This window comes from Gottfriedia acidiceleris, assembly GCF_004138285.1.
Lineage (GTDB): Bacteria > Bacillota > Bacilli > Bacillales > Bacillaceae_G > Gottfriedia > Gottfriedia acidiceleris_A.
Map to the genome: position 1 here is coordinate 345,338 of NZ_SCFN01000001.1, position 13,656 is coordinate 358,993.

Sequence of the window (13,656 nt, forward strand, 5' to 3'; positions counted from 1 at the left end):
TTTTTTGTATTTTTTTCCAAAAAAATTTCCTGATTTTATAGGTGCCATTTCTTTTTTCCTAACATTAAATGTAATAACAGATCTAGTTTAGATTTTAAAAAATATGAAACTAGGTGGAATCATGGTTAAAAGGCCGATTTATAAGCAGGAATTTCTAAACACATTTAATTATGCAGACAAGAATTTTGATATTGCTTCGCTTAAGAATCTAATTGAACAATCTTTTGGAGAAAATAATGCATTGGATTTTAAGGAAACATTCGTTAGAGAGGATCAAATTGCAAAATTAATAATTGCAATGGCAAATTCTGGTGGAGGATCAATTATTTTTGGCGTAAATGATGATAATCACCCAGTAGGAATCCTCAAAGAAGAGCTAAAGGATCCAACCGATTTTCAAAGAAAATTAAATGGCTATTTACCTTCTATTCTAATTTATCATCTTCAACAAATTGATTACGATGAGAATGAAATGTACGGATATTTCAGTGGTAAAACCTTCTTCATCATTTATATCCCCGAGCAAAATCGATATATCCCTTTTATTGCTAAAAGAGGCTCCGATAAATTATTTACAGATAAAATTTATATTAGAAAAAATACTTCAAATGAAACCGCCACAAACGATGACTTAGAAATTATTTTTAGAAAAAGGCTCATTGAACAATATGAGGACTTATCAAATATGAGTCTAAATGAGCATATGGAACAATTAAAGATCCTTTATCGAATAGCTGCAATTAGTGGTGATACTAATAAAAACCAAAAGAGCCATAAAGATGATTTTAGTGAATTTATTGCCAGAATGATTGAGAAGAAGAAGCGGAAGATTGAGATTGTTTTGGAGGTAAGTAATATTGAGTGATAGTGGTTAAGAAAAGGATAAAAATATTAAAATTATAGGAATGAAGATAAAACAAGGAGTACTGGATTATCTTGCATTCCTTTTTTGTGCCTTTATCAAAGTGAAGATAAGATGATGAGTTCAATAGGATTTAAGTTTGGGTCAATAGTTTCTATAGTTGCACTTATTTCACGTTTAATAACAGGTATTATAAAAGAAAGTTAAAATAAGTAGTCTAGTTGAGATTTAGAATTTATATATAAGTCTAATAAGCCATGGAGAAATTTGGGCTGTCCTTACGTCCGATAAGTTGATATAAGGAAAGCTCTTTTGATATTTTTAAACAATTGCTTATTTAAATAACAAAGACTAAAACATTTCCAGAATACATATATTAGAGAAGGTCTCGTAGTTTAATGACTTTTTTTATGAAACACCATAACGAGTTTTTACAATTTTTTTTAGATTACTAAAGTATAATTTCCTGTTAAAGAATAGCATGAGCTACTTAAGCTAATTAATATTGAATCTGTTGGACTTAAAGAAAGGATTGATTTCTATCCAACAAGTAACACTCGAGTTTCTAAATCAAACGGATAAAGCTACTTTTACTGAAACTGTTGGCTGGGTTTTTGAGCACTCACCTTGGGTGGCTGAACAAGCCTGGATCGAGCGACCATTTTCTTCTTTAGTTGAACTCCATGAAAAAATGAAGACAGAAGTCGAGAAATCATCTATGGAAGCAAAACTAGATTTGTTACGGAAGCATCCAGATTTAGCTGCTAGAGTTAAGATGGCTAATGCTTCTATTAAGGAGCAGGCTGATATTGGATTGAACAGACTTTCTCAAGAAGAGTATGAGGTTTTTTTATTGCTAAATCGAACCTATACACTGAAATTCGGATTTCCTTTTATTATCGCCATACGTGGTCATAGTAAAGATAGTATTCGGAATGCAATGTTAGAACGAGTTGAATACTCCTATAATCAAGAGCTGGAAGAAGCTTTGTGTCAGGTGTATAAAATTGCTCTTTTCCGATTAAGTGATTTAATTAGGAATGCTTGAGGAGGTAATTGTTATGAGCGGAGATAGAATCTTGTTTTACGGTAAAGGAGATGTATATGTTTACCGTACTTACGTAAAACCTCTTACTGGAGTTAAAATAATTCCAGAGTCTGGATTTAAAGGACGAGACAACATCATTTTCGGAATGAATGCTAAAATTGCTCTTAAAGGTGAAGCATTCTTAACTTCTTTTAGTGAAGGTGACAATAGCCTTGTAATTGCTACAGACTCTATGAAAAATTTTATCCAACAACTTTTGGCAAAATATGAAGGTGCGACGATGGAAGGATTTCTTGAATATGTTTGTAATAGTTTTCTAGAAAAATATTCTCATATAAGTGCTGTAGAGATTACAGGCAATGAGATTCCGTTTGATTCTTCACTTGTTCCTACACAAAATGGAATAGATGAGAGTAGACTTGTTTTCCGACGCTCTCGTAATGAATATGCAACAGCTACAATTGAAGTAGCCCGTATAAATAATGAAAATTCTTTAGTAAAACATAGTAGCGGAATGAACGATATACAATTGATTAAGGTACGTGGAAATTCTTTCTATGGGTTTATTCGTGACGAGTATACTACATTACCTGAAGCACATGACCGTCCTTTATTTATCTATCTAAATCTAAGTTGGCGATACAATGAAAAAGATGATTTCATTGGAACGGATGGGTCTCGTTATGTAGCAGCAGAACAAGTAAGAGACATTGCACAAACAGTATTTCATGAATTAGAAAACAGATCAATTCAACATTTAGTATGGGAAATAGGACTCCGTGTTTTACAGCGATTTCCTCAATTGTCTGAAATTCAATTTGAGTCTAACAACCGTACTTGGGAAACAGTAGTACAGTCGATTCCAAACTCAAAAGGATCAGTGTTCACAGAGCCACGACCACCCTATGGCTTTCAATGTATTGTTATAACTCGTAAAGACTTAGAAGGGGATGGAACGGTATGAAATGTTCTGATAAATTATAATGGGAGCTCTCACTACGCATGTTTTGGACATAAGTTGTGGACTGCCAGCAATTGGTATGAAGCTTGAGCTGTGGCGTTTAGGACCTGGAGACACTCGTATCTTAATTCAAACAATGCATACTAATAGTAACGGCCGGGTTGACTCTCCTATTATTTCTGGTGAAGAGTTTCATTCAGGAGTATATGAATTAGTTTTTTTTGTTGCTAGTTACTTTCGAACGCAAGGAGTAGAACTGGCTGAACCACCTTTTTTGGATCAAGTACCGTTGCGCTTTAGTATTGCAAATACTAATATGAACTACCATGTACCGCTTTTGATTACGCCATGGGGATACAGTACATATCGTGGAAGTTAAATCATTTTAAAATTTATTAACTAGACTTCTTTAGGTCGATTGTTAGTATAACAAGTACACACAAGATAAAAAAGACTCGTTTTTTAGGGCTAAAAATAAACACTTTAGGGTTTGGAAAGTTTCAAAAACATTTAATTGATAAGGTAACCACTCTTTTTTGGGTGGTTATTTTGTCATGACCACTATTTATTATCAAGTTGGGTTATTTTCAACTTAATTTGCAAGGGAAATTTGAAGGCTAATGAAAAACCATTAATATATCAGAGGTTAATTAACCCAATTGACCAAAAAATGAATATTCTTTATATTTTGATAATGTATAGAGCGTTTAATGAAGTGGTTTAAATATGATTATTAAAAATCGATTTTAATAGATTCATATGAGAAGTCGCTTTTTTTTATTTTATCAGAATTGGAGAGTGTAAGATGACAGGGAAGCCTAGGTTAAATAAGTATGTTACTGCGATGATGACGACAGCTCTTATTGCTGTTCCTACTTTTCAAGCGTTAGCTGCAGGGACAAGCAATAATGTTTCAAATTTAACAAATAGCAATGCTGTAGAAACGAATCTTCAAGGAATTAACGCAAAAGCAAGTACAGGGAAGCATGTGATTACTCTTATTACAGGTGATGTTGTTACTGTAACAGAGTTTGCAGATGGACAAAGTGTGATCAGTGTAGAGCCAGCGGATAAAGCTGAAGGCGGTTCACATATCATGACTGTCAATAAGGATACATATGTTATTCCAAAACAAGCGATGCCTTACTTAGCTTCTGGTGCATTAGATCGAGATCTATTCAATATCACTGCACTTATAGCGGATGGATATGATGATGCTTCTCAAAAGACGTTACCTGTTATCGTACAATATTCAGAGTCAAAAACTCGTTCAAGCGTGAAGCCTACATTAAAAGCTTCAAAGAAAACACATGAACTTGAAAGTATAAATGGGGCAGCGCTTTCTGCAGATAAGAAGGATTCGAAAGAGTTTTGGCAAGATATTAAGAAAAATATACAATCTGCGGATACTACAAAATCTACAAAATCATTAGTTTCACCTGGAATTGAAAAGATTTGGTTAGATGGACGTGTTAAAGCTACGCTTGAGCAAAGTGTTCCACAAATTGGTGCACCTACTGCTTGGAATGCTGGCTATAACGGAAGTGGCGTAAAAGTAGCGGTTCTTGACACAGGTATCGATGCACAACATCCAGATGTTGCTGGTCAAATAAAAGAAACAAAAAGCTTTGTTCCAGATCAAGATGTACGCGATTTACATGCACATGGTACTCATGTTGCATCTACTGTACTAGGAACAGGGGCAGCATCAGGTGGAAAATATAAAGGTGTAGCACCGGGAGCAAGTCTACTAGTAGGAAAAGTGCTAAGCAATGAAGGCTTTGGACTTGATTCATGGATTATTGATGGTATGGAATGGGCTGCACATAATGCCAAGATTGTAAGCATGAGTTTAGGAAGCGATGAGTCAAGTGATGGTACGGATCCAATGTCACAAGCGGTTAATAATTTAAGTGCTGAGACAGGCTCTCTGTTCGTTATTGCAGCTGGTAATACAGGGCGTGAAGGAATCGGTTCTCCTGGAGCAGCAGATGCGGCACTTACAGTTGGTGCAGTTGACAAAGCTGATAATCTTGCTTATTTCTCTTCCAAAGGCCCACGTTTTGGAAGCGAAGGGTTAAAACCGGATTTGACAGCACCAGGTGCAAATATAACTGCTGCACGATCTCAATATTCAACTCAAGGTAGTGGATCTTATCTTTCAATGAGTGGTACGTCGATGGCTACGCCACACGTGGCAGGAGCGGCTGCGATTCTTTCACAACGCCATCCTGATTGGTCAGGCGCACAGCTGAAAGATGCATTAATGAGTACGACTAAAAAATTAGATGATATTAAGCCGTTAGAAGGTGGTACTGGACGACTTGATGTTGCAGCAGCGACTCTTGGTGATTTGCGTGCGACAGGTTCACTTGATTTTGGTTTCTATGATTGGCCTCATGATAATGATGTATTGAAAGAGAAAACAATTACGTACACTAACGACAGTGATAAGCCTGTGACATTAGATCTATCAGCGAAAATTACTGATAATAGCAATGCAGATGCACCTGCTGGTTTGTTTAAACTTTCAACGAATAAGGTAACTGTACCGGCAAAAGGTAGTGCAAAAGTTACTGTTACACTTGATCCGAACGCAGGTGCTAATGGACAACGTTACCAAGGTCAGATTTCTGCAAATGTTGATGGTAAAACAGTTGTGCATACTGCATTAGCTATGATTAAAGAAGAGGAAAGATATCCATTAACTTTAAAAGCAATTGGACGCGACGGTAACCCTACTTTAGCGTATATCAATTTACTTGGTCCAGATGGTGTTCCAGAGTTTATTGCAATTAACGGTACAACAGAATTACGTCTAAAACCAGGAACTTATTCTGCAATGTCTATGATGGATGTTGATACTGATACTGACCACGCTGGCGTTGCACTTGTAGGAAATCCTGAAATCAATTTAAATGGTCCACAAACTGTTACATTGGATGCACGTAAAGCGAATGAAATTACAGCAAACGTACCGAATAAAACAGAAGCAAGTTTTAGAAAAATGGAATATTACCGTGAAATTGATGGCAACAATGTTGGTGACATCTATGTGATGCCGGTTACTGTTGATAAGATGTATGCTGAGCCAACTAAGAAAGTTAAAAATGGAAAGTTTACATTTAACACTCGTTGGAGATTGATTGAACCATTCATGTCAATTAATTTCAAAGGTAAAGAATTAGATGATATTCCACAAGCTGGAAGTACGTTACTAGATGGAAAATACAACTTAGACGCAGTTTATGTAGGTAAAGGGGCGCAAGCAGACTATAAAGGATTAAATGTTAAAGGTAAGGCAGTTATTGTTGATCGAAGTGATGAAGTAACAGGTATGGAGCGCTCTGCAGCAGCATATGCAGCAGGTGCAAAACTAGTTATTACTGTAAACGATGGACCAGAAGAGATTAGTGAATATGTTGGAGTTGAGAATGATGATTATACACTTTCAGATTCTCCAATCGCGGTTGTAGCAATCAGTCAAACAGAAGGTAAAAAACTGATTGATGCTGCGAAGTCTAAAAAGACAACACTTGACGTAAAAGGTACTCCTAATACGAAATACGTTTATGATCTTGTTGATAACCATGATAATGCAATTCCAAAAGATGTAACTTACTCACCTAAAGCGAACGACCTTGTAAAAATTAATGCTGAATACAAATCAGATCAGCCTACAGCAGGTGGTGAATTCCGTTGGGATATTCCTTCATATCGACCAAATGGAGTAGGTTTCCAATTTAAATTAAATCTTCCATCAGTTCGAACTGAATGGGTTTCTGCTCAAAAAGGCACTTCATGGTATCATCAAGCTAGTGTGCTAGATGCTGCTTGGGAAGTACGCCAACCAAAAGCAACATACAAACCAGGACAAACATTAGATGAAGAGTGGTTCTCACCAGTTGCTCGTCCTCGTTTAGGTGAGGGCTTCTGGAAACCTTATCGTACAGGAAACAACTTAGTGATAAACATACCTGCATGGGCTGATTCTGGAGTAGGAAGCACAGGTTCAGAATCTAATTATCCAGGTTCACAAACATTAAAACTATACCAAGGATCTAAACTAGTAAAAGAAGCGCAAGGACAAGCAATCTACTCATTTAACGAATACCCAACTGCAAATACGCAGTATAAAGTAGTTAGTGATGCTTGGCGCGACCCACAACGCTTCGATAATTCTGTAAAAACACATACAGAGTGGACATTCTGGTCTAAAGAACAAGAAGAATATAAAACAGAACTTCCATTAATCTCGCTTGATTATAATGTAGAAACTGACATGAATGGTAATGCCAAATCAGGCCGTTGGATCGACTTAGAAATGAAAGCTATCCAAGTAGCTGGTGCACCAGGAAACGGTAAAATGAAAGGTGCAACATTAGAAGTTTCATATGATGAAGGCAAGTCTTGGGAACTAGTCGATTTAAATCGTGAAAAAGATGGCTGGAAAGCTAGAATTGAAAACCGTAAGAAAGCATCTTCTGTATCATTAAGAGCAAGTGCTTGGGATGATGCGGGTAATAGTATTAATCAAGACATTATTAAGGCTTTTGGTTTGAAATAAATAAAGATTGAGAGGGCACCTTCCTTTTGGGAGGTGCCTCTTTATGTGCCAATTTTAGTGCCTTTGGTTAAAAAAGGAAGTCTTTAATAATGATTTTCTAAAAAAATAGGAAAAAAGTATCGGGTTGTAATGGTCGATACAAATATGTCAAAACCTGCTGCAAGTGGAACTGAATTCTTTGCAAACTGCACAGAGTTACGTAAAAAGTATCCGTCTGGTGTGCCAAAGAGCCATCCAGCATATCAAGCGAAAATGGATAGAGATCATGATAATTACGCTAGTGAGCGATAAATAAACTATTTTTAGTCCTTATAACTTATTTATTTAAATAAGTTTATAAGGGCTTTTTTATGTATGTACGAAATGATCAAACTATCCTAAAGATCAAAATTGAGAATAATCAATTCTTAGCGTCAAAAAAGGCATCTTCCATTTAGAAGATGCCTCTCAATTATTAACTATTTTGTTCAGCTTTTTCAGCGTCCAATAATTCTTGCATGAATTTAAGATTATATGTATGGCTTTCTTTAAGTCTACTATGTCTTGTTAGTTTAATTAGGTTTTGATAGTGAGCAATTTCTTCCTCTAATGATGAAATGACATTTGTACGATATTCTTTTAATTCTTGTTCGTTCATTTTGCATTCCTCCTATAATAGGGATTTAATAATTTAAGTATATCACTAATATGGAAAAATAAATCAAATTTCATTGTGAAAGGAGCACGATTACACAAAATTTACAAAAAATAGGTAAATCAATCAACTCATGGGTAGGCAAGAATAAGCAAGCATCTAAATTAGAAACAAACGATTAATTAAAGCGGGGGCAGATCCTAATAATCTTATCATTGTTGATATTGAGGATGTGCCATTAGCTTATTTGCCAGGTAATGCGACTCGTGTAGGAGTAAAAGCTGCTGGGAATTTGGCGCAGGTTGAAGATAATGAATTAGTTTAAAGAATGAGGCACTTTCCTTATTGGAGGTGCCTTTTTAGCATCTTGAGGAATGTACGTCTTATGGTTATGCGAATAAGAAGCCCAACTGTGCAAGTAAGAGGTGAACTGCAAAATTGCCCTAATTTTTCTAAGTAGATATCAGAATTGATGCAGAACGGCCAAACTCTACAAATGAGAAGTGTCTCCGAGATACCCACCTCTATGTTTCAAGAATACCTTTCACGAAATTCGTTCAAATATCGCTTAATAAATTCCTTAGTAATTAAAGAATGGCTCTTATTTTCAGTTTGAATCCAACCAACGGATTTGGACTCTTGAACAAAATCTTCTATTTCAAGGATGGCTAGATCGTGATTTTCATCGTTAGTTAATCCAAGGAAAGAAAGGTCATATCCTGCTGAGATTGCTAAATCATTTTTCAATGCTCTTACTAAAGCTCTAGTATTATTCGTTTTAAACCAAACATCAATTTTACCGATTGATTGATTAAAATGATTAACGAATTCATGAACATAATCCTCGTTATACAGCACAAATGGATACTTTAATAACTCCTTTGCAGAAACCTTTTTAAATGATGATAAAGGAGAGTTTTTTCCAACAAAAACTACAATGCGGCCTTCAAATATTTTAGTGAAAATAAGGCCTGAATTTTTTTTCAACAGATTATCATTTAATCCAATTAATCCTATATCAACTTTTTTGGCACTTATATCATTTAAAATATCTCCTGAACCTTTTTCAGAAATTTGAAATTGAACATTTGGATAATCTTTTTTAAACTTTGAGATTGTATTGATTAAAATGTCCATTCCAATGGGTATTGAAGCAATACTTAGTTCACCGACAATTACATCATTTTGACTATTGGCTTCTTCTTTAATTTCATCTAGTTTTGAAACTACGTCCAACATCTTTAATATGATATTTTGCCCTTCCGATGTTGGAATTGCACCGTGTCTTGATCTTGTAAATAGTTTTATCTTTAATTCAGATTCTAAATTAGAAATCGCTTGGCTAATAGCAGACTGGGTTACATGAAGATTATTTGAAGCTGTAGTAATTGATTTTGTTTTTGCAACTTCTACTACATATTGGATTTGTTCGATATTCATTTTGTCTCCTTTCCATTAGTATAGCTAATGGATACATAAGAATGTTTAAATATATCTTAACAAAAATTATTGATAAAATAAAAACGAAATAAGAATGAAGGGGGATGCATTAAATGAGGTTATTAAATAAAACAGCAATTGTAACTGGTGGAGCGAACGGTATTGGTAAAGCTACAGTTCAAAAATTTTTAGAACAAGGTGCTAAAGTCGTATTTACTGATATTAATGAAGAAGCTGGCCAAAAAACATTAGATGAAATGAAAGTGATTTCTGATACTGTTGTCTTCATTCAGCATAATGTTCAGCTGGAAGCAGATTGGATTAAAGTAGTAAACGAAACAAAGAAGCAATTCGGCACAATTGATATTTTATTCAATAATGCTGGTATTTTTAGTTCAAAGCCGGTAACTGAATATGAAACAGAAGAATGGAATCGCTTACTAAGTATAAATGTAACTGGTGTTTTCCTAGGAATGAAGCACACAGTGCCTTTTATGCGTGAACAAAAAGGTGGTTCAATTATTAATACTTCTTCAGTAGCAGGGTTAAAAGGTTCTCCAAATGCAACTCTTTACGGTGCAAGTAAAGGTGCTGTTCGTATTATGACAAAGGATTTAGCAAAAGAAGTTGCTGCTGATCAAATCCGTGTCAATTCAATTCATCCAGGTATCATTGAAACAGCGATGGGGGCTGAAGTTGGTACAAGCGTAAAGGCTTCGAAAGAACAATTAGCCATGTCAATTCCATTAAAAAGATTAGGTAAACCAGAAGAAATCGCGAACCTTGTTGTATTCTTAGCATCTGATGAATCTAGTTTTATAACTGGAACTGAAATGGTCGCAGATGGCGGAATGACTGCATAATAGGATGCTTCTATTTTAGTAAAAATATTAGGAGGTATTTACCATGTTATTAAAAGATAAAGTTGCAATTATTACAGGTGGAGCTTCAGGTATTGGTAGAGCCACTGCATTGAAATATGCAAAAGAAGGAGCAAAAGTAGTAGTAGCGGATTTTAACGAGGCTGGTGCTACTGAAACAGTTGAACAAATTAAGGTATTTGGTGGCGAAAGCGTAGTTTTTAAAGTAGATGCTTCAAAGTTTGCAGAAGTTGAATCATTAGTAGAATTTGCAGTACAAACTTACGGAACAATTGACGTAATGTTTAATAATGCAGGTATCGGCGGAACAAATCGAATTAATGAATTTAATGAAGAAATTTACCAAAAAGTAATTGCCGTCAATCAACATGGAGTTGCTTATGGAATTGCTAGTGCAAGCAAAAAAATGATTGAGCTTGGAGTAAAAGGTGTGATTATCAACACTGCTTCTGTATATGGTTACTTAGCAAACGTTGGTACATTTGCTTATAATGCTTCAAAAGGTGCAGTTGTCATGATGACGAAAACTGCAGCTCTTGATCTTGCTCCTTATGGAATTCGTGTTGTTGGTGTAGCACCCGGTTTTGTAAGAACACCAATAATTGATGGACTAAAAGATCGAGGATTGGAAGAGCTATATCGTAATTTCCAAATGAGAAAAGAATTTATTGAACCAGATGAAATTGCAGGAATGGTTTGCTTATTAGCGATGGAAGAAGCCAATGTTGTCAATGGTAGTACTGTCATGTTGGATGACGGGCTTGCTGGTTTTAAAGCGCATACTATATAAAATAATAGGTTTTCACCCTTAATAATAAACAACATTTTCTAACAATGCCCAAAATATCATGCAAATATATAAAAGTTAGCTAGTTTATTGAACAAGCAGCCAATACATTGTGGCTGCTTGTTCTTTTTATTTTTTAGCTAAATTTTTGAACTGTTGCATAAGGAAACCAATTTTCCCCATAAAAAAATCCCCTCCATAGAAAAGAACAATCTTTTCTTTAGACTGTCTCCTATAAGGGGATTCACACTATAAATATTCTTTTATATCGTTATTTTTTTTGCTTAAGTAAATCTCTAATTTCTGATAATTGATTTTCTATATTAGTTAGACGGCTTTGCATGTCACCAATCTCTTGTTCGGCTTTATAATTAATTGCAAAATCAATAACGGATTCATGCTTATCGCGTACTGCTTGACGGTTTTGACTCATCATAATAACTGGTGCTTGAAATGCCGCAATAAAAGATAGACATAAGTTCAACAAGATAAAAGGAGCAGAGTCAAAATGAAAAGCTTTCGTGAATGATAAGCTATTCCAAATCATCCAGGCAGCAAGTGTACAACTAAACCAAATAATAAATTTCCAACTACCACCAAATTGCGCAATTATATCTGCGATTCTATCAGACAATTTTGTTTTTTGAGTGTAATCACTATCTAAGTGATGTAGAATTTCTGACTCATAACGATCCACAAGTCGGTCAATTCGTGATAAGTTTTCTTGGTTTAAATCAATATCAAACCCCTGAATTTTTTGGGGTTTCTCAATTTGTTTTTTAAAATTAATTTGCTTCCAAATGTTGTGTACCATATTTCCAACCTCCTCTTTTCTAGAGGAAGCCTTCAAAAGCTTATTAAAGTTGGACTACATTTTTATGATGTAATCCTCCTCGGATATTCAATTGTATGACTTCCTCTGATGTCGGTAAATTATCCGACTCACCTATACTGGGACTACCCATAAAAATGTTCCACCTCACTTTTTTCGTATAAATAATATCTTTACTATTATATGATGACTTATCCGATAGGACTATACTATTTTTCAAATAATTTATTATTTTCCTTTATATAATCTTATGTATAATTCATATTCCATAAAAAAAGCCGTATCTACGATTAGGGAATTTGTTGAACTAATGTGTGTTAGTTGCATAAGATTTTAGTCTATTTTAGTGCTGAACTCTTCATGATTTTTAAGCTTGATACTTGATGACTAAAGTTACCTAATTCATTTACATCATTTGTAAGTACAATCGACGTTCCTTTATAATTTGCATCGGAAAATAAAGTGACTTGATAACCTGGTGCAATATGAATAGAAGAAATGGTATCATTGCCAATACCTTTTACAAGCTGGTCATAATCATAATTACCTGATCCTAGTAATTCTGATGCACCGCCAAAAGCATTTTCCTTGTATACCGTCACAGGCATTTCTACTCCGTTTACGCGAAAAAACATATCTATGAATCCAGCAGTCTCTCGTTCTGCTTGATTCAACTGAGCAAGAGTCGGATTTTTAACCTCGTTTTTCCACATGGCAGAATAATAATTACTGTAAGCTGCTTGCCAGAACCAATTAATGATCGTATCATTCCAAACTTGAGGTAAAACAGATTTTGCTTGTACCGCAGCTTGATGAATCCATGCTTCAGGATCAGTTGAACCGATCCAATTATATAAGCCTGAATCTGGCACTGTCATTTCATTTTGAATACTTTCGGCATAAGTTTCAAACTTCGAATGATAGCCAGGTGCGTGATGATCTAGATTGGAAATATTTGAAGCATGTAGAGGCTGTGTTACATCTGTAAAATAGTGCAAAGATACTCCTAAGTAGTAGAATGCATTGTTAAAATCACCTTTTTTATAGTAATCCGATGCTAGATTAAAATACTTCGCTCCTGATTGACGAGCTGTTGGATAAGAAGCCCCTGTATAATTTGTTTGTGTGTCTGGATCATAAAAGTGAGACATAAATGTGCCCGTATCATAGAAAGGATTAATGTGATCTGCATCGTATAAGCCCTGCTCCCAACGATCGCGAAACTGGTTAAGTAGAGTTGTAGGCTTGTTTATTGCAGGATTTGTATTATCGGCTATAAGTTTGACACTGCCATTTACGATAAAATGATGTGTACTATGATCTTGATTATGAACATCCTCGTCAGACCATGCGAATGCCTTCTGATCATTGCTGAATAACGATGTAATTGCAAGTGCACTTCCAGCAACTAATGATAATAGCTTTTTTGATTGAATACGTTTTTTCATGATACACCTTCTTTTTTGTTTTTTGTTGTCTTACAAGCAACAATGCTTAAGTATAATAAGTTTTTGTTAACGAGATGTTTCTGTTATGTGAAAATTTGTTAAATTTTGGAAACTATTTACCAATCATGGAAGTACTTAGTACTACATAGTTTTTTTAACAGAGCCAAATTTTAAGAATTAAAATAGAAAAAGTACA

Annotated in this window: 9 protein-coding genes and 2 pseudogenes; 7 read left to right on the top strand and 4 right to left on the bottom strand. The window is 34.9% G+C overall.

What is annotated here, in order from left to right; all coding sequences use genetic code 11:
- Positions 1 to 121: 121 nt before the first annotated feature.
- The 5 genes and pseudogenes from EP747_RS01605 to EP747_RS01630 form a co-directional block, all read left to right on the top strand.
- Positions 122 to 865 (top strand): helix-turn-helix domain-containing protein, encoded by a 744-nt coding sequence (locus tag EP747_RS01605; protein WP_165346774.1) that lies wholly within the window; start codon positions 122 to 124, stop codon positions 863 to 865.
- 538 nt (positions 866 to 1,403) lie between these two features.
- Positions 1,404 to 2,874, top strand: a pseudogene (pucL, locus tag EP747_RS25285) (factor-independent urate hydroxylase).
- A 19-nt stretch (positions 2,875 to 2,893) separates the two neighbouring features.
- Positions 2,894 to 3,250: a hydroxyisourate hydrolase gene (gene uraH / locus EP747_RS01620; protein ID WP_129688228.1), complete on the top strand. Its 357-nt coding sequence runs from the start codon at positions 2,894 to 2,896 to the stop codon at positions 3,248 to 3,250.
- Between the two features lie 426 nt (positions 3,251 to 3,676).
- Positions 3,677 to 7,438: a S8 family serine peptidase gene (locus tag EP747_RS01625; RefSeq protein WP_129688229.1), complete on the top strand. Its 3,762-nt coding sequence runs from the start codon at positions 3,677 to 3,679 to the stop codon at positions 7,436 to 7,438.
- 162 nt (positions 7,439 to 7,600) lie between these two features.
- Positions 7,601 to 7,729, top strand: a pseudogene (locus EP747_RS01630) (excalibur calcium-binding domain-containing protein); the annotation flags it as partial.
- A gap of 163 nt (positions 7,730 to 7,892) precedes the next feature.
- Here EP747_RS01630 and EP747_RS01635 read toward each other — a convergent pair.
- Together EP747_RS01635 and EP747_RS01640 are read right to left on the bottom strand one after the other, a co-directional pair.
- Positions 7,893 to 8,075 carry a hypothetical protein gene (locus tag EP747_RS01635; RefSeq protein ID WP_129688230.1) on the bottom strand — a complete coding sequence of 61 codons (183 nt, stop codon included), beginning with the start codon at positions 8,073 to 8,075 and terminating at the stop codon, positions 7,893 to 7,895.
- A gap of 528 nt (positions 8,076 to 8,603) precedes the next feature.
- A complete protein-coding gene (locus EP747_RS01640) occupies positions 8,604 to 9,512 on the bottom strand; it encodes a LysR family transcriptional regulator (protein ID WP_129688231.1) in 909 nt (302 codons plus the stop codon).
- Between the two features lie 113 nt (positions 9,513 to 9,625).
- Between EP747_RS01640 and EP747_RS01645 the strand changes: the two genes are divergently transcribed.
- Both EP747_RS01645 and EP747_RS01650 read left to right on the top strand, forming a co-directional pair.
- Complete coding sequence (locus EP747_RS01645; RefSeq protein WP_129688232.1) at positions 9,626 to 10,375, top strand: SDR family NAD(P)-dependent oxidoreductase; 750 nt, start codon at positions 9,626 to 9,628, stop codon at positions 10,373 to 10,375.
- A 43-nt stretch (positions 10,376 to 10,418) separates the two neighbouring features.
- Positions 10,419 to 11,183 (top strand): SDR family NAD(P)-dependent oxidoreductase, encoded by a 765-nt coding sequence (locus EP747_RS01650; RefSeq protein ID WP_129688233.1) that lies wholly within the window; start codon positions 10,419 to 10,421, stop codon positions 11,181 to 11,183.
- Positions 11,184 to 11,451: 268 nt separating this feature from the next.
- On the opposite strand, the gene EP747_RS01655 is transcribed toward EP747_RS01650, so the two are convergent.
- Both EP747_RS01655 and EP747_RS01660 read right to left on the bottom strand, forming a co-directional pair.
- Positions 11,452 to 11,994, bottom strand: coding sequence for a DUF1003 domain-containing protein (locus EP747_RS01655; RefSeq protein WP_129688234.1), 543 nt, complete (start codon positions 11,992 to 11,994; stop codon positions 11,452 to 11,454).
- A gap of 356 nt (positions 11,995 to 12,350) precedes the next feature.
- Positions 12,351 to 13,460 carry a zinc dependent phospholipase C family protein gene (locus EP747_RS01660; protein ID WP_129688235.1) on the bottom strand — a complete coding sequence of 370 codons (1,110 nt, stop codon included), beginning with the start codon at positions 13,458 to 13,460 and terminating at the stop codon, positions 12,351 to 12,353.
- Positions 13,461 to 13,656 lie beyond the last annotated feature (196 nt).